Genomic DNA, 24,441 nt, shown 5'->3' with positions numbered 1-24,441 from the left:
ATGTGAGGCACGAGCAACTCGGTCCAGGTCAGAAAGGTGGCGGGTCTGCCTGGTCGGTGAGGCGTTGTTTCTTGTTGCGGGCACGTTCGGCCCTCCGGCGTGCGTGTTTCCGCGCGAGCCGGTTGTCGGTGGAGGGAGCGTCGTCCCCGGTGATCACTCTGGGTGTGGGTGGTGCCTGGGGTGGTTGTTCGTAGCGGATGCGTCGCAGGTTGGGGAAGAAGTCTTCCAGGGTTTCGGCGTCACCGGGGATGGTGAAGCCTTCGGGGGTGCGGTATTCGGTGACCAGGTGGCCGTCGTCGTCGCGGCACTGGGTGTCGATCCAGTCGCCGAAGGTTTTGTGCAAATGCCCGAACCGGCATTTGGCGTTGAGGTTCTCGCTCGACGTCGCCCCACCCTGGGTTGGGCTGGTGCGGTCGTACTCGGTGACGTGGTCGAGGTCGCTGTCGAATGACGAGCTCGGGCAGCCGGGTTCGGTGCAGTAGCCGTCGCGCACGCGCACGAAATCGGCGCAAGCAGCGGTCGGCCGGTACGGATCAGCCGGTTGCGCACCCGGGTAGACGATCACGACGTCTTTCGACGCAGCGTCTTCGGCAACTACGCGGGCTGGTGGCGTGCGCACCGGGGTGACAGGTTTGATGGTGGCGTCGGGCCGCTGCGCGAGGTCACGGACATGGTCATCGGAGACGACACCGTGCCCGTCCACCCAGCCGATACCGGGCGCGCCGGCGAGGGTGGCGGCGTCAGTGACGACGTGGATGACGACCTCGGTGCTCACCGACCGGACAACCTCGTCGGGGTCGGGGATGTCGGCGGCGCACTCCTCACGCCCGCACTGGCATTCGTAGGCGGTGCCGGTCAACAACGCGAACATGGCATCAGAGTTGCGCTGGTTACGGTTGCGACCATCATGGGCGCAGACGGTGTCGGCCAACGCTTTCACGGCTTTCGCCGCGATGCGCACGTTCTCGGCGACCATCACGCCGGTGATCTCACCGGTGCCGTCGACGAAATTCTCCGTATACATACCGCGCTTGTCCACGGCTTCACGACGCCGCTCACGCACCGCATCGGGATCATGCCGGAACACCAGGCGATCGACCATGTCGCGGAGCTTCGGCTTCGACCAGGCGCCCTTACGGCTGCGCAGGATGTGTTCGATCTCGGTGTCGAGGTCGGCCATGATCGTGTCGTCGGTGATCAGGTCGGTGCGGGACAGGACGGTCTGGATCAGTGCGCGCGACACGATGCCATCACGCAGGGTGGTCAACACCTTCGGCAGCCGCTCGCGCAGCGCGAGTGCTTCGCCGACCCACTGATCGGCCTGGTAGCGGGTGATGGCGTCTTCGCGGCACACTCGGGTGACCATTTCGGTGTAGCGATCGATGAAAAAGCCGCCGGTGCTGTTGAGGACGAGTTGGTCGTAGACGGTGGCGATCGACTGGTAGCGAGACCAGGCCAGGAAGGCCTCGCCGTGGCGGATCGACCGCATCCGTGTCATATGTGTTGCGGTGTCGGACGATTCGGGGTGGGCAGGATCGACCCCGGCGAGGAACTCGGCCGGTAGATCGGTCCACTTGTCTGACACGCTGCCCCCACAACGTCTACAGCCCAACCTGGTTGGCTGAATCTGTCACCAACCAAGGTAGAACACCCCACCGACAAGAACAGATACTCATCCACAGGCGCGGTGGCAAGAGGTTGTGCAGCAATGGGTTACGCGAGAATCGGTCCTTCCACTTCCAGACTTCATCTCGACGTTGCGACCTCGATCGAAGTCGCAACATCGAAATGAAGTCTGACAGTCAGGCTCCCTCAGAACAACTGGCCGAGGTAGAACTGCGCTCCCTGGTCGTCGGTGCACCGCGCGGAGATGCCGTAAGGAGCGGTGCGGGGCTCCTCGAGGACGCTGCCACCAGCGGCGCGGACACGTGCGACCGCCCCCTCGACATCGTCGGTCACCCACATCGGGACCGCCACGGAAGTGTCGGCGCCACCGGCGATCCCGACCTGGGGTCGTACATCGTCGACCTCCCAGCCGTCGTCGATGCGACCGCCGTGGAACGTCCAGCCGAGCACTGATCCGTAGAAGTCCCGGTAGCGCGCGCTGTCCGGCGTGAGCACGGTCAGGTAGCTCATCGCGCCGATGCCGCGGGGATGTTGGGCAGGCCGCACGTCGCCGGGTTCGGTGGCGTACACCGCGAATCGCACGCCCTGGGCGTCGACGGCGTCGACGATCCGGTGCCCGTCGGGACTCGACCCGAATTCGCCCTGTCCGCCGGCTGCGACGATGCGCGCATGGGCCGCCTCGAGATCGTCGACGGCGTAGGCGCAGAACACCGTCGGGTCGCCGTCTGTCTCGAAGATGCCCAGCCGGTGACCGATATTGGTCACACGACGCCCCTCGGGATCGAACTCCCAACCGAGGACCTCGCCGTAGAACCGGCGCGCGCGTGCGGCGTCCGGGGTGTTCAGGGACATGTAGCCGATGTCGCCCTGATGGATGCGGTTGGACAACTGTGTCTTCGACGGTCCGGTCAGCATCCAGCGGTGACCGAACGGGTCGACGATGACCCCGGTCCGCGTGCCGTGCGCCTCGTAGGGTTCACGGGTGACGGAGGCGCCGGCCCGGGCGGTCGTCGCGATGGCTGTGTCGGTGTCGTCGACCGCGACCATCAGACTCACCGACACGTGACCGGGGGCAGGCGCCCGCAGTCCCAGATCCGGGAACTCGGCGGCGAGATAGATGACACCGCCGCCGATCTCGAGCTCGGCGTGACCGATGACGCCGTCGTCCATGACGATCGGCTGCCCACGCAGCCGCGCGCCGAGATTGGCGATGTACCAGTCGATGGCGGCCTGCGGCTCCGCCACGGTGAGGTAGGGAAGTGCGCCGGGGCGTTCGACGATCGCGTCGGATGTGATGGCGGTATCGGTGGTGGTCAGTTCGTCGAATTGTGTTGCGGTGGCCATGATGACTCCTTGCGGTAGGTTCGCCCCGCGTTCGAGGCGGTCGCGCAACGAGGCGGCGAAACCGCGGTCGGGTTCGACGGGATCGTCGAAGCCGGGAGTGTCGGCTGCGCGCAGTACGTGCAGCGGATCCCGTGCCTCACCGAAGCGTGTGCTGTTCCGGGTGCTCATGCGTGACCTCCTCTCCCGCTGCTCTGGGGTTGTGTTTCGGGGTAGGCCGCGCGGAAGGCGCGCTTCGCGCGGGTGAGAAGCGCCTCGGTGGCACCGACCGTGCGACCGAGGATCTCCGCGCATTCGCCGACCGGTAGGTCGTCGACGTAGCGCAATGTGAGGACTGCGCGGTGGATCGGCGTCAGTTGCCTCAGCGTGTGATGGGCGACCATGCGGTCGAGTTCGGTGTCCCACGGGTCGTCCCCGTGGTCGGGGACGTCGTCGACCGGTTCCGGTGTGCGTTGAGCACGCCGCCAGTGGTCGGCGAGCTTGTGCCGCGCGATCCCGATGAGCCAGGGAGTCGTCGGTTCGGTGCCCCGGTGCCGGCGAACGGAGTCCATGGCGGCCAGGAAGGTCTCCGACGTGACGTCCTCGGCGGTTCGGCGATCCGCGCAGCGCCGGACGACGAATCCATACACCGCCGGCAGTGCCTGGTCGTACACCGCCAGCAGTCCCGCTGGTCCGGAAGAATCGGAGTGGTCGCTGCTCACGTATTCATCGTCGTGCGGGGGGCCCGGAATCCGACGCCCTTCAGCGAAGTTTCTTCTCCGACTCTTCCGCGGTGAACGTCGCGATCTCCGCCGCCACCGCATGCGGCTGGTCCAGCGACACGAACGTTCGGGCGTCGGCGATCTCGACGAACCGGGCACCCTCGCCGTCGGCTCCGGTGAAGACCGAGGCGAACCGCCGGCCGTGTTCCAGGGTGAAACACCGATCGTCACGGCCCCACACGAAGCGGACGGGCAGGTCGACCCGCGACATGCGGGCGGTCACGATGGCGAGCTCCGCTGGGCTGATCTCGCGCAGGAACGCTCTGAAGTCGTCGCGGATGCGGACGTCGTCTTGCAGGGGAACGAACACGGAGGCGGTGACGTCGGGGTCGGGATCGTTGAGCAGCAGGCCGACGCCGAGCGGGGAATGCCGGAGGGTCTTGAGCCGCATCGAATCGACCAGGGGCTTCAGCAACAACCGGTGTCGCATCAATGCGAAGAACAGCCGAAACGGTTGCGGCGGAAACAGATCGAAGGCATCGCAGTTGGTGAACACGACGCGTCTCACGAAGCGGGGATCCTCGTCGAGCGCGAACTGGGTGACCGCGCCGCCGGTGTCGTTGGCCACCAGGGTCGCCGGCGACAGGTCGAAGTGTCCGACGAACTCGCGGAGCAGCCGGCTCGCCCCGCGCGGCGAACGATCCGCGTCCGGCCCCCACGGGATCCGGTGCGAACCGAGCGGCATCAACGGGACGAAGCAACGGTGGCCGCGTTCGGCGAGGAGCTCGGCCACCGGTTCCCACAGGCGATGGTCGACGACGGCGCCGTGCATGAAGACGATCGGCGGAAGTGTGGTGTCGGTGGGTCCGTACGTGGCGTACTCGATCACACCGGACGGGAGTTCGACGGTCGGCAGCATGTTTGCCATGGCGAGGTCCGCTTCTCGTAGACTCGGATAACATACGAACACTGAGTACGAAAGTTACGTGCAGACTGTATGAAAGTCAACCGTCGGACCCAGGCCGAACGCACCGCGGCCACCCGCGCGGCGCTCATCGCCGCAGGTCGCAAGCTCTTCGGTGAACGCGGTTTCGCCGACGTGGGCACCCAGGAGATCGTCGACGCGGCGGGCGTGACCCGTGGTGCGCTCTACCACCAGTTCGGAGACAAGAAGGGCCTGTTCACGGCCGTCTACGACGCGGTGGAACAGGATGTGGTCGCCCAGATCGCCGAAGCCGCCGGCGCTCTCGCCGCCGAGGACCCGATCGTCGCGCTCAAGACGGGCATGCGGCTCTTCCTCGAACTCTGCACCGAGCCCTCGGTACACCGGATCACCCTCGTCGAGGCACCGTCCGTCCTCGGCTGGGCGCAATGGCGCGCGCGAGGTGAAGAGTTCGGTTTCGCCCTCGTCGAGGGGTTGATCCAGGCCGCGATCGCGGCCGGTCAGGCCGTCGATCAGCCGACCCGACCCCTCGCCCACGTCGCGATCGGTGCGCTCGACGAGGCCGCCCTGTACGTCGCTGCGGCGCAGGACCGGGACGCAGCGACCGCGGAGGTCGCCGCGGTCCTCGACCGCATCGTCGACTCGTTCCGGACCTAGCTGCCGGCCACCAGCTCGGCACACCGTTCCCCGACGAGCATCACGGTCAGGTTCGGGTTCACCGTGGTGTGCTCGGGGAAGACCGACGCGTCGGCGACGCGCAGGCCCGCCACGCCCTTGACCCGCAGTTCGGGGTCGAGCGGCGACATCTCGTCGTCCGGCGGTCCCATCCGTACCGTGCCCACCGGGTGGTAGACGGTGTTGTGGGTGCGACGGATGTAGTCGGCCAGTTCCTCGTCACCGGTGGTGTCCGGTCCCGGATACAGTTCGCGCGCAACCCATTCTCGCAGCGGTGCGGCGGAAGCGATCTCGCGCGCCTTGCGCAGGCCTGCGGTCATGATCCGCATGTCGTAACCCTCGGGGTCGGTGAAGTACCGCGGGTCGACGCGCGGCTTGTCCCGGAAATCACGGGAGCGCAGCTTCACCGTGCCCCGCGATCGCGCATGGGTGACATTCGGGGTGAGGCAGAAGGTGTTCTCACTGGTCGGGTACCCCTGGCGCAGGGTGTGCATGTCGAAGGGCACGCTGCCGTAATGCATCATGAGGTCCGGCCGATCCAGATCATCGTCGACGGTCGTGAAGATGCCGGCCTCCCACCACTGGGTCGACTCCTGTGTCATGGGCTTTTTCGTCTCGAATCCGATGACGCCCTCGGGATGGTCCTGGAGGTGTTCGCCGACGCCGGGGGAGTCGACGAAGACGTCGAGTTCGTGCTGACGAAGATCATCGGCCGGCCCGATCCCCGAGAGCATCAGCAGTTTCGGGGTGTCGATGGCCCCCGCCGACACGATCACCTCGCGTCCGGCGTCGATCCTGGTCGTCCGGCCGAACGCGTTGTCGGTGATGTCGACGCCGACGGCCCGGAGCTCGCCGTCGATCTTCTCGATGACGATCCGCTTGGCCCAGGATCCGGTACGGATCGTGAGATTCGGCCGATCGAGGTGCGGGTGCAGATAACTCACCGACGACGACGCCCTGATTCCGTCGGGACGTCGGTTGATCTGAAAAAAGTTGGCGCCGTTGACGACCGTCTTCCCGCTGTTGAACTCGGTCCGCGGGATGCCGACGGCCTCACAGGCATCGAGCACGGCGACACCGCACGGGTCGTTCGGCGGCACCGTCATGATGTGGACGGGTCCGCTGCGGCCGTGATGGTCGCCGGGGGCGTCGTTGGTCTCGATCCGAGGGAAGAGTCGATACAGCTCCTCCGAACCCCAGCCTGCACAACCGAAGTCGCGCTCCCAGGAGTCGAGGTCCTCTCGCGGTGCCCAGAACGCGATGCAGCTGTTGTGGGAACTGCAGCCGCCCAGCACCTTTGCGCGGGCGTGCCGCATGAAGTCGTTGCCGTTGCGCTGCGGCTCGATGGGATAGTCCCAGTCGTACCCGGATTCGAGCAGCTCCATCCAACGGTCGAGTCGCAGGATCGCGTCGTCCCCGACATCGGACGGGCCGGCTTCCAGCAGGCACACCGTGACCGACGGGTCCTCGGACAACCGGGACGCCACCGCGGCGCCCGCCGAACCGCCGCCGACGACCACGTAGTCGTAGGTCTCCGTGCCGTGCGACTCGCTCACTGCGGCCCCTTCCGGTTCTCGAACCAGCCGGTCACACCCGGCCGGAGATTCTCGTAGACGTGCTTGGCCTTGCGGTACTCGGCCAGACCCGACGGTCCGAGCTCACGTCCGAAGCCGGACTGGCCGTAGCCGCCCCACTCCGCCTCGGGTAGGTAGGGGCCGAAGTCGTTGACCCACACCGTTCCTGCCCGTATGCGTCCGGCGATGCGGCGGGCGCGGGCGGCGTCGGCCGACCACACCGCCCCGGCGAGACCGTAGACGGTGTCGTTGGCCAACCTCACCGCCTCGTCCTCGGTGGTGAAGGTCTCGACGGTCACGGTGGGGCCGAAGGCCTCGTCGTGCACACAGGCCATCGAACGGTCGGCGCCGTCGATGACGGTGGGCAGGTAGAACCAGCCGTCGTCGAGGCTGCCCGACCCCTGGTCGCCGGTCGCGAAGGCGCCGCCGGTGCGGATGATCGCGCCGTCGGCTCGGGCCTGTTCGACGTAGGCGTGCACCTTGTCGCGATGCGCCTCGGAGATCAGCGGTCCGGTCTCGGTGCCCTCGGAGTACGGCAGTCCCAGACGGATCTGCTCGGCGCGCCGGACCAGTTCGTCGACGAACCGGTCGTGCGCCGACTCCTCGACGACGAGTCGTGCGCCCGCGGAACACACCTGACCCGAGTGCAAGAACGCCGCGTTGAGTGCGTTGTCCACCGCGGCGGCGAGCAGATCGTCGGTGGCGCAGGCGTCCGCGAACACGACGTTCGGGTTCTTGCCGCCGAGTTCGAGGGCCACCTTCTTCACCGTCGCCGCGGCCTCGCGCGCGATGACCCGCCCCGTCACCAGTCCGCCGGTGAAGGAGACCAGGTCGACGTCGGGATGCGACGACAGCGGCGCTCCCGCATCCGCTCCGGCGCCGAGTACGAGGTTCGCAACCCCGGCCGGAAGGCCGAGGCCGTCAAGCACTTCCAGCAGGAGGATCGAGGTGTGCGGCGTCAGCTCGGCGGGTTTGAGGACGAAGGTGTTGCCGGCCGCCAGGGCGGGCGCCACCTTCCACGCCGCCTGCAGCAGCGGATAGTTCCACGGCGTGATGAGGCCGCAGACGCCGACCGGTTCGTAGACGATCCGCGAATCGGCATCGGGCGACCCGGTGTCGACGACACGACCGGCGTCCTGCGCGGCCAGCTTTCCGAAATACCGGAAGCAGTTGGCGATGTCGGTCATGTCGATATCCGACTCATACGGACGTTTGCCCGTGTCGAGGGTCTCGGCTCGGACGAATTCGTCTCGGCGCGCATCGATCTGATCGGCGACGCGGAGGAGGAGATCGCCCCGCTCGGCGGCCGGGGTGGCGCTCCACTCCCCGATATCGAAGGCGCGCCGGGCAGCTGCGATCGCCGCCTCGGTGTCGTCCGCGGACGCCTCGGCGACCACACCCACCATGGAATTGTCGGCCGGGCAGCGTATCTCGCGGGTCTTGCCGGATCTCGCGGCGCACCACCGGCCGTCGATGTAGAGAGTCTCGCTCATGGAGCAGGCGCTCCTTCCGGATCGCTGTCGGGTATGTCCGCCTCTGCGACCGTACCGGCGTTCGGGAATCCGGTGCCGGCGACGGTGTCCGGGAGGTCGGCGGCAGGGTCGTGGTGATCGGCGGCCGAGTCACGTAGATGGAGATAACCCAGATGTCGTTCGTACTGATCGAGAATGTCGCCGATGATCTGTTCACGGTTGTACCCCGACAACGAATATCCCTGTGAACCCTCGGTCAGGTATACCTCGCACCGGAAGTACCGGTCGTCGGAACGCTGGCTGCGAACCGCATACGTGGGCGTCGGTGCGGACACCGGCCACACGCAGTACTCGAAGGCCGGGACGTCGGCGAGTTCGACGATGAGGCGAGGCGACGGCAAACCCTCGTTGACCTCCGACTCGTCGACCGTCGCCGTGACGCCCTCCCGACCGAACTGTTCCGCGACCTCGTGCATCGCCGGGACAACCGTCGCCGTGATGTACCTGCGGGTGGCGACCCGACCGGGGAACCGGAGTGTTCCGACCAGGCGTTGTCGCCAGCTGCCGTGTTCGGTCGGCCCGCGTCCGACCGCGATCACCTTCGGCAGCGTCGTACGGAAGCTGTCGAGTTTGTACGACTCGTTGCGTACCGCACGCAGTAGTGACACCCCGATCAGGCCGAGGACGAAGGAGAAGGGCAGGCCCATGATGACGGTCGCGGCCTGCAAGGTCAGGATCGATCCGTCGCCACCTCCGGCGAACAGCATCGACAGGGTCAGCAGGCCGATGGCGACCGACCAGAAGATGCGAAGGGAGCGTTGGCAATCGGCCATCGGGTCGGTGAGGCGGCTGGTGAAGTTGCCCATCACCAGCGAACCCGAGTCGGCGCTGGTCACATAGAACAGCAGGCCGGTGATGGTCGCGACACCGATCAGCAGCGTTGCCCCCGGGTACTGCTCGAGCAGCGAGTAGAAGCCGGCCTCCGGGGTCGAGGCGGTGGTCTCGGCGAACTCCTGATCACCGCGGGCGACAGCCAGGGCGCTGTTCCCGAAGATCGAGATCCAGATGAGGATGAAGCTGAACGGGACCACGAGGACGCCGAAGATGAACTGCCGCAACGTCCGTCCGCGGGAGATACGCGCCAGGAACAGTCCCACGAACGGCGCCCAGGCCACCCACCAGGCCCAGAAGAACAGCGTCCAGCCGTCGACGAAGGCCCGAGCGTCCTGTCCCGGCGCGGGATTCACCTGATCCCACGCGAAGGTGTCGAGGGTGCGGTCGGCGAACGTCGACACGTAGTCGCCCGCGTTCTGGACCAGACCGTTGAGCAGGAAGCCCGCGTCCTTGGCGACCGTGATGTAGACGAGCATCACGATCGCGAGGATCACGTTGATCTCGGACAACCGCCGAATACCCTTGTCCACACCGGACGTCGCCGATGCGGTGGCGATGACCACCGACAGGGCGATGAGCCCGATCTGGGCGGCCTTGCCCTGCTCGATGCCGAAGATCTCGTTGAGGCCGAAGTTGAGCTGTACGACGCCGATTCCCAGCGAGGTCGCGATGCCGAAGATGGTGCCGAGCACGGCCGCGACGTCGATCGCGTCGCCCCATCGTCCCTCGACGCGCTTGCCGAAGATCGGGTACAGGGCCGCGCGGATGGTCAGCGGCAGGTTGTGCCGGAACGCGAAATAGGCCAGGGCACCGCCCATCAGCGCGTACATCGCCCAGCCGGTGATCCCGTAGTGGAAGACCGTCCACGTCACGGCTTCCCGTGCCGCGAAGTTGCTCTCCGGGACGCCGGTCGGCGGGGTGAGGAAATGGGTGACCGGCTCGGCGACCGAGAAGAACATCAGGTCGATACCGATGCCTGCGGCGAACAGCATCGACGTCCAGGTGAACAAGCTGTACTCGGGACGGGACTCTTCCGGCCCGAGGCGGTACCGCCCGTACTTGCTGACACCGAGGAACACGACGAGACCGACGATCGCGGTGGCGAGGATGAAGTACCACCAGCCGAACCAGCGGGTGATGAAATCGCGGACGTCGTTGATGACGGTCTCCGCCGCAGCCGGTGCGGCCAGCGCCCAGATCGCGAAGGCGAGCACGATGGCGGCCGACGCGACGAAGACGGTCAGGTTGACCGAACTCGGACGTCGTGACGGTTCCCCGGTGTCCGGGGAGGCGGGAGTGGACGGGACTGCAGGTCTTTCGCCGGCACTCATGACCTGTGACGCTAGCCTCTCCTGATCGGGGCGGTCGGGTGAATTGCCCGACTCGGTCGTGACCGATGAATTCGGCGCCCTCGTCCGGTCAGGATTGGTATGGCAACCGCAACGATCGGCTCAATGCTCCTGTCCAGCGACGACCCCGCACGACTCGCGCACTGGTACGCGACGGCGTTCGAGGCGAAGGTCGAGTCCACCGGCGACGGCGGGCCCGGCTACGACGTCGTCGAACTCGACGGCTTCTACCTCATGTTCGACAAACGCGACGATGTGTCCGGCCCCAACGGCGACGGCGCCCGCTCGATCCTGAACGTGGAGGTCGACGACCCGCGCGCGACCGCTGCGCGCCTGGACTCGCTCGGCGCCGAGTGGATCAGTCCCCTCGAGGAACGCGACGGCAACTTCCTCGGGACGGCCACCGATCCCGACGGCAACTGGATCCAGATCGTCTGGTTCTCCGACGCGGAGGAGATCGCGCTGGGGCCGCCCGCGTCGACGTGCAGCACTTTCGCGGTCCGCGACCTCGACGAGGCCGAGCGCTTCTATCGGGACGTCCTCGGAATGCGGGTGCTGCGCTATCCGATGGGTGTGGCCGGTGTCCGGGTGAGCCGTCAGACGACGGTGATGGTGTACCCGAAGGACGATCACCGGTCGGGGGGGTTCACCGTGCTGAACATCGCCGTCGACGACCTCGCGAAGACGGTCGACGACCTCGTCGGCAAGGGGGTCGAGATCCTGCGCTACGACGGTTTCGAGCACGACGAGCGGGGCATCGTGCGGGGTGGTGACGGGGAGCCGGACATCGCCTGGTTCACCGACCCGTCGGGCAATATTCTCTCGGTCTTGTCGGTCTGAGCCCGGTTCTTCCTCATATCGGGTGATATCGGGTGATCCGGCGGCCCGTTCGCTCTCGGCGTAGCGGACCGGGAACACCGCCCCGGCCTGCGCAGTTGTACAGTGCACATCCCCGCCGTCGCGGTCAATCCGTGCAGTCTGCACGGGCGTTAACTGCAGGTACACCCGAGACGACCTCTAGAGTAGAAGCAGGCTGGTCGTCGCCTACCCGCACCGCGTTGTCCCGACCGGACACACGAGGTGGTTCTCGCGGCGGCCGGGGCGCTAGCAATGTGAGGGAGAACAATGTTCGAACGGTTCACCGACCGCGCGCGACGGGTTGTGGTTCTGGCCCAAGAAGAAGCGCGGATGCTCAACCACAATTACATCGGTACCGAGCACATCCTCCTCGGCCTCATCCACGAGGGCGAGGGCGTGGCTGCCAAGGCGCTCGAGTCGCTCGGGATCTCTCTGGAAGGTGTCCGCAGTCAGGTCGAGGAGATCATCGGCCAGGGCCAGCAGGCGCCGTCCGGGCACATCCCGTTCACCCCGCGTGCCAAGAAGGTGCTGGAGCTCTCGCTGCGCGAGGCCCTGCAGCTCGGCCACAACTACATCGGTACCGAGCACATCCTGCTCGGCCTCATCCGCGAGGGTGAGGGTGTCGCCGCGCAGGTCCTGGTCAAGCTCGGCGCCGACCTCAACCGGGTCCGCCAGCAGGTCATCCAGCTCCTGAGCGGCTACCAGGGCAAGGAACCGCAGGAGGCGGGCACCGGCGGTCGCAGCAGCGAGTCCGGCACCCCGTCCACCTCGCTGGTCCTCGACCAGTTCGGTCGCAACCTGACCGCTGCCGCCGCCGAGGGCAAACTCGACCCGGTCATCGGCCGGGAAAAGGAAATCGAGCGGGTCATGCAGGTCCTGAGCCGCCGCACCAAGAACAACCCTGTTCTCATCGGCGAGCCCGGCGTCGGCAAGACCGCCGTCGTCGAGGGCCTCGCGCAGGCAATCGTCAACGGCCAGGTCCCCGAGACGCTCAAGGACAAGCAGCTCTACACCCTCGACCTCGGTTCGCTGGTCGCGGGCAGCCGCTACCGCGGTGACTTCGAGGAACGCCTGAAGAAGGTCCTCAAGGAGATCAACACCCGCGGCGACATCATCCTGTTCATCGACGAGCTGCACACGCTCGTCGGCGCAGGTGCCGCCGAGGGTGCGATCGACGCCGCCAGCATCCTCAAGCCGAAGCTGGCCCGCGGCGAGCTGCAGACCATCGGTGCGACGACCCTCGACGAGTACCGCAAGTACATCGAGAAGGACGCCGCTCTCGAGCGTCGCTTCCAGCCGGTCCAGGTCGGCGAGCCGTCGGTCGAGCACACGATCGAGATCCTCAAGGGTTTGCGTGACCGCTACGAGTCGCATCACCGCGTCTCGATCACCGACGGTGCGCTCGTCGCCGCCGCCACGCTGGCCGATCGCTACATCAACGACCGGTTCCTGCCGGACAAGGCGATCGACCTCATCGACGAGGCCGGTGCACGCATGCGCATCCGCCGGATGACCGCGCCGCCAGACCTGCGCGAGTTCGACGAGCGCATCGCCGACGCACGCAAGGAGAAGGAGAGCGCGATCGACGCGCAGGACTTCGAGAAGGCCGCCAGCCTCCGCGACAAGGAGAAGCAGCTGGTCGCCGAGCGTGCCGAGCGGGAGAAGCAGTGGCGCAGCGGCGACATGGACGTCGTGGCCGAGGTCGACGACGAGCAGATCGCCGAGGTCCTGGGCAACTGGACCGGTATCCCGGTGTTCAAGCTCACCGAGGAGGAGACCACGCGTCTGCTCCGCATGGAGGAGGAGCTGCACAAGCGGATCATCGGCCAGGAGGACGCCGTCAAGGCGGTCTCGAAGGCGATCCGACGCACCCGCGCCGGCCTGAAGGATCCGAAGCGTCCGTCGGGCTCGTTCATCTTCGCCGGCCCGTCCGGTGTCGGTAAGACCGAGCTCTCCAAGGCGCTGGCCAACTTCCTGTTCGGCGAGGACGATGCGCTCATACAGATCGACATGGGCGAGTTCCACGACCGGTTCACCGCGTCGCGTCTGTTCGGTGCCCCTCCCGGCTACGTCGGTTACGAGGAGGGCGGCCAGCTCACCGAGAAGGTGCGCCGCAAGCCGTTCTCGGTGGTGCTGTTCGACGAGATCGAGAAGGCCCACTCGGAGATCTACAACACCCTGCTGCAGGTCCTCGAGGACGGCCGTCTCACCGACGGTCAGGGTCGTACGGTCGACTTCAAGAACACCGTGCTGATCTTCACCTCGAACCTCGGTACGAGCGACATCTCCAAGGCCGTGGGCATGGGCTTCTCGTCGAAGGACGACACCAAGTCCGGCTACGAGCGGATGAAGCAGAAGGTCAACGACGAGCTCAAGAAGCACTTCCGGCCCGAGTTCCTCAACCGTATCGACGACATCGTCGTGTTCCACCAGCTCACGCGTGACGAGATCATCCAGATGGTCGACCTCATGCTGACGCGCGTGGAAGCTGCGCTGAAGAACAAGGACATGTCCCTCGAGGTCACCGACCGCGCGAAGTCGCTGCTGGCCAAGCGCGGTTTCGATCCGGTGCTCGGTGCGCGTCCGCTGCGTCGCACCATCCAGCGCGAGATCGAGGACCAGCTCTCGGAGAAGATCCTGTTCGGCGACATCGCGCCCGGACAGATCGTCCTGGTCGACGTCGAGGGTTGGGACGGCGAAGGCGACGGCGAGGACGCCAAGTTCACCTTCACCGGTTCGGAGAAGCCGCGTGCGGTTCCGGATGCACCGGTCGAGCTGTCCAAGGCAGGCGACGGCGGTTCGGACGCGAGCTGACCTCAGCTGATCTGACACAGACGGCGGCGTCACCCGAAAGGGTGGCGCCGCCGTTTTGTATCGGCCGCCTGCATCGTCGGTGACGGCTCTCGATAGCATCACCCGTGTGACGAGCGATACATCAAAGGCCGGCCGGAAGGCCACCCAGGCCGAACCCACCATCACCGTCGAGCGCGACGGCGACATCGCGATCTTCCGGCTCAACCGCCCCGATCGTCTCAACGCCTTCACGGTGCAGATGGGCGAGGAGCTCCGAGCGGCATTCGACGAGACCGACGCCGACGACTCCGTGCGCGCCGTGGTGCTCACCGGTACCGGTCGGGCGTTCTGCGCCGGCGCCGACCTGGAGGAAGGCGGGTCCACCTTCGACGCATCCTCGGAGGTCGCCGGCGACGAGGTCCCGGCGGACGAGGGCGGCAAACTGACGCTGCGCATGTTCGCCTCGCTGAAGCCGATCGTCGCCGCGATCAACGGCCCGTCGGCCGGTGTCGGCGTCACCATGACCCTGCCCGCCGACGTCCGGATCGCTTCCGAAGATGCCAAATTCGGCTTCGTCTTCGCCGCCCGCGGCCTCGTTCCGGAGGCGGCGTCGAGCTGGTTCCTCCCGCGACTCGTCGGCCTGCCGACCGCTCTGCAGTGGACGATCGGCGCCAAGATGGTGCAGGTCGACGAGGCGCACGAGCGCGGACTGATCCAGCAGGTCGTGCCGAAGGACAAGGTCCTCGAGACCGCGATCGCCGTGGCGCGCGAGATGACCGCGGGCAGCGCCCCCGTCTCGGCCGCGCTGACCCGCCAGCTGTTGTGGCGGATGGCCGGGGCGCCCAGCCCGCTCGACGCCCATCACGCCGATTCGAAGGCGATCTTCTACCGCGGCCAGTCCGGCGACGTCTACGAGGGCGTCATGTCGTTCCTGGAGAAGCGGTCGGCGACGTACCCGAACACGGTGTCGGAGGACCTCCCCGACATCTTCTGAGATCGGCCCGGCAGGCCGCGAACACACTGTGTTCAGCACGTGAACATCGGCGAACACACGGCTTGAACGGTGGCAGGCTCCGCTGACCGCGGTTATCGTGGCGGACAGCAGACCAGAAGAGAACTGAAAGGAGGTGGCGCAGATGTCGATCGGTATGGCGGTGTTCGTTCGCGAGTGGCGGATGACCGACCTCGGCTGCCGGTACGGGCTACCAGCCCGAACCCGGTCCGGACCAATCACATCCAGCGTCACCAGTTCCTGAGGTCGTGAACCTCGATGGTCGGCGCGCTCACTCGCCCACGCATCGAGGAGTATCCATGACCATCTTCGTCACGAATGCGGGATTACAGATCCTCGCGCGCGTCACCTGGCGGCGCGCTGCCGTCCTGCTGACCACCGAGGTCGCGCGCAACGTCGAGGGCACCCCCCTGGTGCGCGTGGTCCATTCGCCGACGGTGTCACTGCCCATTCACAAGGTGGTGGCGATCAAGCGGGACGCCTACCGTCCGTACGCAGGCAAGACGATGGATTCCTACGCCTCCAACGCGACGATCCTTCGTCGTGACCAGTGGATCTGCGCCTACTGTGACGGTCCCGCCGACACGGTGGACCACATCCTGCCGGTATCCCAGGGAGGGCCCAGCACTTTCGGCAACCAGGTCGCGGCGTGCAAGTCCTGTAACGGTTTCAAGGCCGACCGGACGCCCCGGAAGGCGGGAATGGCGTTGCGGCACGCCCCCTTCGTCTACGACCCGTGGGCGGCGGACCAGAAAGAGGTCTGGGAGATGTTCACGTTGCATCCCAAGACCGACTGACGGCCCAGAGGGGTTCAATCCAGAAGGTTCAGGTGGGCAGGGGTTCGGCGCCGCGTTCCTTCAGGAGCATCGACATCTGACCGATTTCGTTGCCCTGGTCGCCGAGCATGTTCAGGGCGAGTTGCTTTGTCGCCGGTGCGGAACGGTCGTCGTTGTACGCAGCCTGAGCCATGTCGAGACCGCCGCGGTGGTGACGGATCATCAACTGCAGGAACAGTTTCTCGGCCTCATCGCCACGCAGTGTGGCGAGTCGGCCGAGTTCGTCGGTGCTCGCCATGCCCGGCATGGGTGGGGTGTCGGGCGTCGCCGCCGACGGATGGCCGTGTGAATGCGAATCGTCGTGGGGCATCCATGACATCGGCGAGTCCGAGGTGAGCGGCAGCCCGAAGAACTGCAGCCAACCGCGCATCGTGGCGCTCTCCGCGGACTGGGCGACGACGAGCTGGTCGGCCAGTCCGCGGATCGTCGGGTCCACATCGGGGGCGGCGAGAATCGTCCGGGCCATCAGCAGTGCCTGATCGTGGTGCGCCGACATGTCCTGCGCGAAGCCGATGTCGGCAGCACTCATCGTCGTCACGTCGTCCTGCGAACCAGGTGACCACACCGAACCCACGACGATTCCGATCGCCACGAGCAGTACCGCCAGCGAGGTCAGTCCGGCGATCTGCGGCCACGCGGGTCGCTGTATGCCGGTGCGCCTGTCGGTGTGCCGTTCGGTCATCCGAGGAACGAATCCTGATCCGGCGGCGGGATGTAGACCCGGCTGCTCAACTCGAGCGCGTAGAAACCGCCGTCGGAGCAGGTGGTGAAGATCTTGTTGCCGCGGAACTCCGGCGGGGAGAAGCACCAGTCGGTGGCCATGTCACCACCCACGACCATGCCGATCCGCGGACCGATCATGTCGTTCAGCTTGGCTCGCCCGTTCGCGAGAGACATTCCGAGGCTGAGGAATTCGATCCCCGGGGCGCCGATGATCGAGCCCAGCACGTGCGGCGAGTTGGGCCGGCTGAGCGCGGTGGCGCCCTTCTGTGCCGGCGGGTTGTAGTAGGCGATCTCCTTGATCGCGGACAGGTCGCGGATGTCGAACACACGGATGCCGGATGACTCCCACGCACAGGCCAATGCCGTCGGATCCTTCGGACGGTCGACCGCGCAGTAGTGCGGGTTGCTGCCGAACAACGAACCGCCCATCGACGACCGGAACTGGGTGTCCTGATGCTCGGGCAGGTTGATCTCGAGTTTGAGTTGTGCGGCGTACCGCGGTGTGTTGACCCGGGAGACGTCGAAGATCTTCACGCCGCCCGAACCGCCTTCATCGGCGGTGATGATGTGCGGTGTACCCCGATAGGTGACCGGGATCGAGTGCTGGTTGAGCTGGCCGTCGGGCCACAGATACGCGGCCACATGCGGGACCTGCGGGTAGGGTGCACGCCGTTGGACGGCGCTGATGTCGAGGACCGTGACACCCGCCATGTTCGACAGGTACATGCGGTTGCCGTCGGGCGTGATGCCGAAACCATGCCCCAGGAAGCTGTGCAGACCCTGCCAGATCACCCGCGGATTGCGCGGGTCGGAGACGTCGATTGCACTCAGGTGCCCCGGAGCGACCCCCGACGCCCAGTACGTCCGGCCGTCGGGCGACCAGCCACCCTCGTGTGAGGTGAACGGGGTGGGGTAGGCGATGCCGCCGCCGCGGGCGTTGAGCAGCTTGGGACGGGTGCAGTCGGAGATGTCGTAGACCGCGAAGAAGCCGGCACCCCACAGAAGCGGAACCCCGGTCGCGGCGAGCAACTTGCGCTTCTTGTTGACCTTCAGGGTCTCCCAGGTGCCACCGCGCATCGCGGTGTCGGTGAGCGAGCCAACCACTCGCGGCTTCCGGGGATCGGAGGCATCGATGACCTGGACGCCCGGCTGAGGCATGAAGTTGTTGCCGGGGAACAGGCTTCCGGTGTAGCTGCAGTGCTCGAACGACGCCGACACGATGCCGCCGCCCGCGCCGGTCACGTTGCCGAGTTTCGTCAGGTTGCAGTGGTAGCCACGCATGCTGCGACCGGACAACCGGTCCTCGGCGCTGACGTCGCCCTGCAGGCCGGGCTCCGGTCGTGAGCCCGGACCGCAATCGGCCTTCGGTACCGAGCTTTCGGAGATGTCCGGGAACCAGTGGTTCGCGGCGGTCGCCGGTGCGGACACCAGCATCGTCGACACGAGCAGCGCCCCGGCGACGAGGCAGGCGACCCCGTGCAGTCGCCCCCGCATCGTGTGAATACCCCATCGATCTGGCGTCATCGCCCCTCCGATCGTGACCTGAGTCACGCTAACCCGGTGTGGTGAGACGACGGGGCACATTCGTCGAAAGACGCACGTCGGCCGACCGAACGACTCCGGGACAGCCGGGGAACATTCCCGACCCGCTCCCGCTCCAAGTACACGAACGCAGCAGACAGCCCGCACCGGCGGGCACGACGAAAGGAACACCATGAGCACCCAGATCCCCGCAGACGGAATCGTGGTCGACACCGACGATGACGGCTACGCCGAGTCGATCGCCTACGACACCAACGACGACGGCGCGATCGACCTGATCGAGGCCGACAGCGACGGTGACGGCTACACCGACATCGCGGTCGCCGACACCGACTGCGACGGAATCTTCGATACCGCGGTCGACGATCAGGGCAACGTCGAGGTCTGCGACTTCGGCAGCATCGACGGAAGCGACGCCGTCTGAACCAGGCTCAGTCGATGGCGGGTTCGGGCCCCACCCGCGATCGGCTCCTCCGGTCGGCGACGAAGGCGAGGAATGCGGCGGCCAGGCATGCGGCCGCGCCGACACCCAACCCCACCCGCGGATTGGTGGCCTCGATGATCGCGCCGATGAGCGGACCGCCGATCGGCGTCGACCCCATGAAAGCCACCGACCACAGCGCCATGACCCGTCCTCGCATCCGGGGTTCGGAGTTGAGCTGGAGAGTGGCGTTGCCGGTCGACATGAACGTCACGCTGAGCCAACCCACCAGGAACAGCGCGCAGATGGCGGTGATCAGGTCCGGTGCCAGCGCCGCCGCGGCGATCGTGATGCCGAATCCGAACGCGGCCAGCGTGAGCGGCCGCAGTCCGATGGTGCCGCGCGCCGCGACGACGAGCCCCCCGACGACCGCGCCGACCCCCATGGCCGACGTCATGAAACCGAGAGCCTGTGGCCCACCGTCGAAGACGAAGTCGGCGGCAGCCGTCAGGGTGACCGGGAAGTTGTATGCCAGGGTGCCGACCAGGGCCATGGTGGCGAGGGGAATCCACAGCGACGGGATGCCGCGGACATAGCGGATGCCCTCGCGCAGCTGTCCTTTCGCGCGGGGGACGGGGGTCTCCTGGGTGATCTTCGTGCCGTCGAGCGCGATGAGCGAGACGACCACCGCCAGGAAACTGACCGCGTTGATCGCGAAACACCAACCCGCACCGACGAGTGTGAGGATGACGCCGGCGACGGCCGGACCGACCGCGCGAGCGGCGTTGACCATCACCGAGTTCAACGTGACCGCGTTGCGGATCAGCGATTTCCCGACGATCTGATGAATGAATGCCTGCCGCGCTGGCTGTTCGAAGGCGTGTCCGAGGCCGAGCAGCACCGCGAGGATCGCGACGTGCCACACCGCCACCACCCCGGCGAGCGTGAGTGCGGCGAGCACCGCTGCCAGCAGGCCCATCATCGCCTGGAGGACCGTCAGCAATCGCCGACGGTCGACGCGGTCGGCGATGACACCGGCATAGGGTCCGATCAGGAGAACCGGCAGAGCCTGCAGCGCGACGATCAGGCCGAGGACCGACGCCGATCCACTCAACGTCAGCACCAGCCAGGCCTGGGCGGTCGCCTGCATCCAGGAGCCGGTCATCGACACGGACATGCCGGCGAAGAAGATCCGGTAATTGGAGATGTGCAGCGAAGCGAAAACGCTGTCGCGTGAATCAGATGATTCTGATGAGTCCGACGAGTCGCGGTCGCTGATCTCGGGAGCGCGGTCGTCGGTCATCGACATCCATGCTAGGCCCGAAGGAAGTCGTCGATGGCATCCATCAGCGCGAGGGGCTGTTCGAGTGGGATGTGATGGCCGGCCCCGGCGAGTTCGACGACGCGCGCCGGTTGGTCGAGGCCGGCGGTGACGATGTCGATCATCGCGGGGGTCACGACCCCGTGCTCGCCGTGGACGACGCCGAGTCGGCAGGCGCTCGGCGGCCGCGGCGGGAGATCCGTCAGATCGTCGGCGAACCCGCGGTCGAACTTCCACCGCCACCCGTCGACGTCGCGGACGACGGACTGCCGGGCGACATGGTCCTTGGCGTAGTCGAGGCTCGCGTGGTCAGGCACGAGGCGGAACCGCTCGAGCGCTGCGTCGAGCGAAGGGTAATGCTTGCTGCGTCGAGGGATACCTCCCTCGGGCTGGTGGCGCTGGATCTCGTCCAGCATCTCGGCGTCGAGGATGCGCGAGTCGACGAGCACGAGGTCGGTGATCAGGTCGGGGTGGGCGACCGACGTCCGGATGCCGACGAGGCCGCCGAGACTGTGTCCCACGAGGACCGCGTGGTCGCCCGCGTGTGCGGCATGGGCGACGGCGGTGACCTCGTCGGCCCAGGTGTCCAGGGTGTAGGTGTCGCGCCAGTCGCTGTCGCCGTGGCCGGACAGATCGAGGGCGACGACGCGACGTTCTCCTGCATACCGCGGCGCGATGTGGTCCCACCAGCCGGCGTGGGCCGCACCGCCGTGGACCAGGAGGAGGCCCGGCGAGCCGGGTTCACCCCAACAGCGGTAGGTGATGCGCGCACCATGGACGGTGACCGACGAGTGCTCGGGTTTCGTCGCGACGGCCGTGCGGAACCACTCCGGTGCCTCGGAGGTGACGTTCGTGCTCATCGACACAGCCTCTCACGCATACGGTGAGATGAATGCACACATTCAGACACCTGCAGTAGTGTCGCCGATGTCGAACGAAGTGCGAGAGACAAGGACGGATTGGCGATGGCACAAACGGTGATCGTGTCGGGCGGTACGGGCGGATTGGGTTCCGCGGTCACGACGAAGCTGCTCGACGACGGTTGGCGTGTAGTGGTGCCGTGGGTCGTCGAGGCCGAACTGTCGCGTCTTCCCGAGTCGGATCGGCTCGTCACCCTCCGTGCCGATCTGTTCGACGAGTCGTCGGTGGCAGAGGTCGTCGCGACCGCCGCGGGGGAGTCCTCGGCGCCGGTGACCGCGGTGGTCAACCTGGTCGGCGGGTTCGCCATGGGGGAGCGCGTGGACGCGACGCCGGTCGAGGAGTTCGAGCGGCTGCTCCGCCTCAATCTGCGGTCGCTGTATCTGCTGTCCGCGGCGGCGATCCCGAAGCTGATCGAGGCGGGTGGCGGATCGATCGTGGGAGTGTCGGCGAAGGCCGCATTCGCGCCGTTCTCCGGTGCTGCGGGTTACATCACTTCGAAGGCTGCCGTCTGGGCGTTCATCAGTGCCCTCGCCGCCGAGTACAAGGACGACGCCATCCGGGCCAACGCGATCCTGCCGTCGGTGATCGACACCCCGGGTAACCGGGAGAGCCAACCGGATTCCTCCCGCAAGGGCTGGGTGTCGCCGGAGACGATCGCCGAAACCGTCGCCTTCCTGGTCTCCGACGCCTCCGCCGCGGTCACGGGAGCGCAGGTTCCGGTGCCGGGCGTCGGCTGACAGCCGGATCATCCCTCGCGTCGGTAGGCGATGCGACCGCGGATCATCGTGCAGTGCAACGCCTCCCGGCCGGTCTGCAGTGCTGACTCGAGCGTGTCGTCGAGCAGGACGAGGTCGGCCGGTTCGCCGGTGCGGACCGTTCGCGGCGCTGCGCCCACGGCGCTCAGCGGCGTCAGGTAGCGATCCAACGCCGTCACGCGGTCGAGCTTCTCGTCGGCACCGACCGTGCGGCCGTCCGGGGTGAGACGGTTTGCGGCCGCCGTGATCACTTCCCACGGGTCGACGGGGCCGTACGGTGCGTCACTCGACATCGCAAGCGGCACACCTCGTTCGAGGAGGGAAGCGCACCGGTAGAGGTCGGGGACGTCCGAAGCGTCGAGGCGATCCAGATAGTCATCACCGCGTGCCGCGATGAATCCCGGTTGGGTGACGACGGCGATCTGCGTGTGGCTCAACTCGTCGACGGTCTCGGCAGCGATGATCGCACCGTGTTCGATCCGATCGTCCGGCCGACGGCCGACCTCGTCGAAGGCGGCGAGGAGCAGCAGGAGGGCTTCCCGGGTCACGCAGTGCGCGGCGACCCCGCGTCCCCGCGAATGCGCGGCGCGGATCCGCTCGCACAGGCTGGGGAAGTCGGGGAGGTCGGAATCGGCCAGCACGATCTTGAACGGGCCGACGGTCACCGTCGGTGGGAGGTCGGGGGTCGCATCGAGTGGGACTCCCAGTAGGTGAAGTCGTTGTGGCACAGCCCCGTTCACATGTGATGAGACGAGTGCGTCGAGGGACTCCGTCGACAGTTCCGGCGTGGCATCGGTGACGCCGGTGATGCCGAGTCGGGCCAGTTCGGAACCGACCTGCGACAGGTCGGGTGGACGGGAGTGGCCCATCCGCTCACGAAGCCAGTCGTCGGCGCGCCACACGCGTCCGGTCGGTGCGCCGGAGTCGTCCCGCTCGACACCGGGATGTTCGGCGGTCCGCAACCCGACGGCCTCGGCCGCTGCGGTGTTGAGGAACCACACCGCGCCGCTGCGGTGCTGGATGCGGACCGGTCGGCGGGAGTGGAGGCGATCGAGGGTGGTGCAATCGAGCAACCCGGCAACGGTTTCCACGTATCCGACGCCACGGACCCAGCCGGCGGGGTCGAGATCGGGGGCGCGGTCCAAGGTGGCGGCGAGATCGTCGGAGCTCGTCACCAGCGGCGGACCGCACTGCACCGACGCCGAGGCCGCCGCGAGCGCATGGAGGTGGATGTGATGGTCGTGAAGGCCGGGGATGAGCGCTCCGCCGTCGCCGTCGATGATCTCGAATCCTCTGATCGCGCCGCCGTCGAGATCCACGCCGACCGCTGTGATCACACCGTGGTCGACGATGACGTCGCGGACTCCCGCGGGGAGGGTCACACGGCGGAACAGCGTCGCGCTCACCGGATGATCCCCAGTTCGGCGAGCACCGAGTTCGTGTCCCGTCCCGACGGTGCGGGGTCGGCGGAGCCGGACCGTGCCCGGGGCGGATCGAGTGGGACTGTGCCGGAATCGGTGTCGACGACCCACTGATCGCCGTCGCGGTACGCGGGTGGCGGCGGTGGTCCGCCGAGGGTCGAGGCGACCGTGGCGCGCATCGACAGGTCCCACAGCGTGCCGCGACCGGGACCGGGTTCACACATCGCGAGCGCGGCGGCGGTCAGCCCGGACAGCGGGTCGGCGATCGCGTCGCCCACGAACATCAGGCCTGCGTCGTCTTCGGTGACCAGTCCCGCCGACGCGGCGACGTCGTCGCCGAAGCCGATGCGGTCGGAGTCGCGCCCGGCGGCGGTGATGGAGATCCAGGTGGTTCCGGAGGCGACGAAATCCTCGGCGCGCAGGCCGAATCCGCGCAAAGCCCGTGGTCGGGACGCTTCGATCACGATGTCGGCGGCCGCGACGAGTCTTTTCAGCGCGCCGCGTTCGGCGTGGACCGTCGGATCGAGGACAACCGACGCGTGCCCTCCATGCAGCAACCGGTAGAAGTCTTGGTCTCCGCGCCGAGCGCCGTCCGGACGTTGCGGTGTCTCGATCTTCACCACTCGCGCTCCGGCGAGACCCAGCAGGTGTGCGCACAGCGGGCCGGCCCACAGGGCACTGAAGTCGACGACGAGCAGGCCGTCGACCGAACGCGGAACGCCATTCGGACGCAACGCGTCACGTGCCTGGTCGGCGATCTCGTCGCCGTGAGCGACACCGCCGCCGGCGATCCCCAACAAGGTGGCGCGTGTGTCGAAATCCGCTCGGGTGTGCTGGGACGTCCACTCGGCGACCGCCGGCCAGACGCTGTCCTCGGTCACCTCGCGTTCGATCAGCGCACCCAGCAGTAGTGGGTCGTCGGGGCGGGCGGAACTCACCGCGACCCAACCGTCGTCGGCGGGCAGGAGGCGCCCTGATCCGCCCGGGGTGAGATCGCCTTGCCGAGAGTGCCCGGTCAGTGCGGCGCGCTCGGCGAACAGGGCAGCGCCGTCGATGTCGGCGGCGCCGTTGCTCGCCTCCCGAATCCAGTCGCCGAGTTCCCGCGCGAGTGTCGCTGCCCGACCCGGCGGGATGAGAGGTGGACCGTCGGATCGGCCGGTGAGATGCGGGATACCGCTGGCGGCCCAGTCGCGCACCGGATCATGGGACGCATGGCTGGACACGGACGAAATGCTACCGTCCGCACGTAAAGCTCAGGAGGTT

Annotated in this window: 20 protein-coding genes; 7 read left to right on the top strand and 13 right to left on the bottom strand. The window is 67.2% G+C overall.

Translation table 11 applies throughout. The features are described 5' to 3' along the window. Positions 1-28 precede the first annotated feature (28 nt). From BPODLACK_RS00760 to BPODLACK_RS00745, 4 genes are all read right to left on the bottom strand, one after another. Positions 29-1,585, bottom strand: a complete 1,557-nt coding sequence (locus BPODLACK_RS00760; protein ID WP_096273045.1) for an HNH endonuclease signature motif containing protein — start codon at positions 1,583-1,585, stop codon at positions 29-31. Between the two features lie 227 nt (positions 1,586-1,812). Then, positions 1,813-3,138, bottom strand: a complete 1,326-nt coding sequence (locus tag BPODLACK_RS00755) for a VOC family protein (RefSeq protein WP_096273047.1) — start codon at positions 3,136-3,138, stop codon at positions 1,813-1,815. Continuing rightward, positions 3,135-3,668, bottom strand: a complete 534-nt coding sequence (locus BPODLACK_RS00750; protein ID WP_201450578.1) for an RNA polymerase sigma factor — start codon at positions 3,666-3,668, stop codon at positions 3,135-3,137. The genes BPODLACK_RS00755 and BPODLACK_RS00750 overlap by 4 nt, the downstream gene beginning before the upstream one ends. Positions 3,669-3,708: 40 nt before the next feature. Then, the gene (locus BPODLACK_RS00745; protein ID WP_159404500.1) at positions 3,709-4,596 is read right to left on the bottom strand and encodes an alpha/beta fold hydrolase; all 888 of its coding nucleotides are present in this window, start codon (positions 4,594-4,596) and stop codon (positions 3,709-3,711) included. A gap of 69 nt (positions 4,597-4,665) precedes the next feature. On the opposite strand from BPODLACK_RS00745, the gene BPODLACK_RS00740 reads away from it, so the two are divergent. Next, positions 4,666-5,268: a TetR/AcrR family transcriptional regulator gene (locus tag BPODLACK_RS00740; RefSeq protein ID WP_159404499.1), complete on the top strand. Its 603-nt coding sequence runs from the start codon at positions 4,666-4,668 to the stop codon at positions 5,266-5,268. Here BPODLACK_RS00740 and BPODLACK_RS00735 read toward each other — a convergent pair. From BPODLACK_RS00735 to betT, 3 genes are read right to left on the bottom strand one after another with little or no spacing between them, the layout of a single operon-like run. Continuing rightward, positions 5,265-6,842, bottom strand: a complete 1,578-nt coding sequence (locus BPODLACK_RS00735) for a GMC family oxidoreductase (RefSeq protein WP_159404498.1) — start codon at positions 6,840-6,842, stop codon at positions 5,265-5,267. The genes BPODLACK_RS00740 and BPODLACK_RS00735 overlap by 4 nt on opposite strands. Next, entirely contained in the window at positions 6,839-8,353 is a 1,515-nt protein-coding gene (locus tag BPODLACK_RS00730) for an aldehyde dehydrogenase family protein (protein ID WP_159404497.1), read from the bottom strand. The genes BPODLACK_RS00735 and BPODLACK_RS00730 overlap by 4 nt, the downstream gene beginning before the upstream one ends. Next, the gene (gene betT / locus BPODLACK_RS00725; protein WP_159404496.1) at positions 8,350-10,557 is read right to left on the bottom strand and encodes a choline BCCT transporter BetT; all 2,208 of its coding nucleotides are present in this window, start codon (positions 10,555-10,557) and stop codon (positions 8,350-8,352) included. Before betT ends, BPODLACK_RS00730 begins: the two co-directional genes overlap by 4 nt. A gap of 99 nt (positions 10,558-10,656) precedes the next feature. On the opposite strand from betT, the gene BPODLACK_RS00720 reads away from it, so the two are divergent. From BPODLACK_RS00720 to BPODLACK_RS00705, 4 genes are all read left to right on the top strand, one after another. Continuing rightward, positions 10,657-11,415, top strand: a complete 759-nt coding sequence (locus tag BPODLACK_RS00720) for a VOC family protein (protein WP_024500161.1) — start codon at positions 10,657-10,659, stop codon at positions 11,413-11,415. A gap of 285 nt (positions 11,416-11,700) precedes the next feature. Continuing rightward, positions 11,701-14,247: an ATP-dependent Clp protease ATP-binding subunit gene (locus BPODLACK_RS00715; RefSeq protein ID WP_024500160.1), complete on the top strand. Its 2,547-nt coding sequence runs from the start codon at positions 11,701-11,703 to the stop codon at positions 14,245-14,247. Positions 14,248-14,353: 106 nt separating this feature from the next. Further along, positions 14,354-15,220 (top strand): enoyl-CoA hydratase-related protein, encoded by an 867-nt coding sequence (locus BPODLACK_RS00710; RefSeq protein ID WP_024500159.1) that lies wholly within the window; start codon positions 14,354-14,356, stop codon positions 15,218-15,220. A gap of 317 nt (positions 15,221-15,537) precedes the next feature. Next, entirely contained in the window at positions 15,538-16,035 is a 498-nt protein-coding gene (locus BPODLACK_RS00705; protein ID WP_024500158.1) for an HNH endonuclease, read from the top strand. A gap of 28 nt (positions 16,036-16,063) precedes the next feature. Here BPODLACK_RS00705 and BPODLACK_RS00700 read toward each other — a convergent pair whose 3' ends face one another. Together BPODLACK_RS00700 and BPODLACK_RS00695 are read right to left on the bottom strand one after the other, a co-directional pair. After that, complete coding sequence (locus tag BPODLACK_RS00700) at positions 16,064-16,756, bottom strand: DUF305 domain-containing protein (protein ID WP_024500157.1); 693 nt, start codon at positions 16,754-16,756, stop codon at positions 16,064-16,066. Further along, positions 16,753-18,231 carry an LVIVD repeat-containing protein gene (locus tag BPODLACK_RS00695; protein ID WP_024500156.1) on the bottom strand — a complete coding sequence of 493 codons (1,479 nt, stop codon included), beginning with the start codon at positions 18,229-18,231 and terminating at the stop codon, positions 16,753-16,755. Before BPODLACK_RS00695 ends, BPODLACK_RS00700 begins: the two co-directional genes overlap by 4 nt. Positions 18,232-18,511: 280 nt before the next feature. Here BPODLACK_RS00695 and BPODLACK_RS00690 point away from each other — a divergent pair, with 280 nt between their 5' ends. Further along, positions 18,512-18,763: a hypothetical protein gene (locus BPODLACK_RS00690; protein ID WP_024500155.1), complete on the top strand. Its 252-nt coding sequence runs from the start codon at positions 18,512-18,514 to the stop codon at positions 18,761-18,763. A gap of 7 nt (positions 18,764-18,770) precedes the next feature. Here the strand turns inward: BPODLACK_RS00690 and BPODLACK_RS00685 are convergent, their stop codons facing one another. Continuing rightward, positions 18,771-20,063, bottom strand: a complete 1,293-nt coding sequence (locus BPODLACK_RS00685; RefSeq protein ID WP_024500154.1) for an MFS transporter — start codon at positions 20,061-20,063, stop codon at positions 18,771-18,773. 11 nt (positions 20,064-20,074) lie between these two features. Next, entirely contained in the window at positions 20,075-20,941 is an 867-nt protein-coding gene (locus BPODLACK_RS00680; protein WP_024500153.1) for an alpha/beta fold hydrolase, read from the bottom strand. 105 nt (positions 20,942-21,046) lie between these two features. Here BPODLACK_RS00680 and BPODLACK_RS00675 point away from each other — a divergent pair, with 105 nt between their 5' ends. Then, positions 21,047-21,739 (top strand): SDR family NAD(P)-dependent oxidoreductase, encoded by a 693-nt coding sequence (locus BPODLACK_RS00675; protein ID WP_024500152.1) that lies wholly within the window; start codon positions 21,047-21,049, stop codon positions 21,737-21,739. Positions 21,740-21,747: 8 nt separating this feature from the next. On the opposite strand, the gene BPODLACK_RS00670 is transcribed toward BPODLACK_RS00675, so the two are convergent. Both BPODLACK_RS00670 and BPODLACK_RS00665 read right to left on the bottom strand, forming a co-directional pair. Continuing rightward, positions 21,748-23,163: an amidohydrolase family protein gene (locus BPODLACK_RS00670; protein WP_024500151.1), complete on the bottom strand. Its 1,416-nt coding sequence runs from the start codon at positions 23,161-23,163 to the stop codon at positions 21,748-21,750. After that, a complete protein-coding gene (locus BPODLACK_RS00665; RefSeq protein ID WP_024500150.1) occupies positions 23,160-24,401 on the bottom strand; it encodes a CoA transferase in 1,242 nt (413 codons plus the stop codon). Before BPODLACK_RS00665 ends, BPODLACK_RS00670 begins: the two co-directional genes overlap by 4 nt. Positions 24,402-24,441: the final 40 nt, after the last annotated feature.

This window comes from Gordonia sp. YY1, from assembly GCF_009872315.1.
In the GTDB taxonomy this organism is placed as follows: Bacteria; Actinomycetota; Actinomycetes; order Mycobacteriales; family Mycobacteriaceae; genus Gordonia; species Gordonia amicalis.
This window is presented reverse-complemented; position numbering and strand designations above follow the sequence as displayed.

Excerpts from the sequence above, each read along its gene's own strand:
- BPODLACK_RS00695 (WP_024500156.1), bottom strand. The coding sequence starts at position 18,231 with ATGCTGGTGTCCGCACCGGCGACCGCCGCGAACCACTGGTTCCCGGAC.
- BPODLACK_RS00755 (WP_096273047.1), bottom strand. The coding sequence starts at position 3,138 with ATGAGCACCCGGAACAGCACACGCTTCGGTGAGGCACGGGATCCGCTG.
- BPODLACK_RS00745 (WP_159404500.1), bottom strand. The coding sequence starts at position 4,596 with ATGGCAAACATGCTGCCGACCGTCGAACTCCCGTCCGGTGTGATCGAG.
- BPODLACK_RS00730 (WP_159404497.1), bottom strand. The coding sequence starts at position 8,353 with ATGAGCGAGACTCTCTACATCGACGGCCGGTGGTGCGCCGCGAGATCC.
- BPODLACK_RS00705 (WP_024500158.1), top strand. The coding sequence starts at position 15,538 with ATGACCATCTTCGTCACGAATGCGGGATTACAGATCCTCGCGCGCGTC.
- BPODLACK_RS00690 (WP_024500155.1), top strand. The coding sequence starts at position 18,512 with ATGAGCACCCAGATCCCCGCAGACGGAATCGTGGTCGACACCGACGAT.
- BPODLACK_RS00675 (WP_024500152.1), top strand. The coding sequence starts at position 21,047 with ATGGCACAAACGGTGATCGTGTCGGGCGGTACGGGCGGATTGGGTTCC.
- BPODLACK_RS00720 (WP_024500161.1), top strand. The coding sequence starts at position 10,657 with ATGGCAACCGCAACGATCGGCTCAATGCTCCTGTCCAGCGACGACCCC.
- BPODLACK_RS00740 (WP_159404499.1), top strand. The coding sequence starts at position 4,666 with ATGAAAGTCAACCGTCGGACCCAGGCCGAACGCACCGCGGCCACCCGC.
- BPODLACK_RS00680 (WP_024500153.1), bottom strand. The coding sequence starts at position 20,941 with ATGAGCACGAACGTCACCTCCGAGGCACCGGAGTGGTTCCGCACGGCC.
- betT (WP_159404496.1), bottom strand. The coding sequence starts at position 10,557 with ATGAGTGCCGGCGAAAGACCTGCAGTCCCGTCCACTCCCGCCTCCCCG.
- BPODLACK_RS00685 (WP_024500154.1), bottom strand. The coding sequence starts at position 20,063 with ATGACCGACGACCGCGCTCCCGAGATCAGCGACCGCGACTCGTCGGAC.
- BPODLACK_RS00700 (WP_024500157.1), bottom strand. The coding sequence starts at position 16,756 with ATGACCGAACGGCACACCGACAGGCGCACCGGCATACAGCGACCCGCG.
- BPODLACK_RS00715 (WP_024500160.1), top strand. The coding sequence starts at position 11,701 with ATGTTCGAACGGTTCACCGACCGCGCGCGACGGGTTGTGGTTCTGGCC.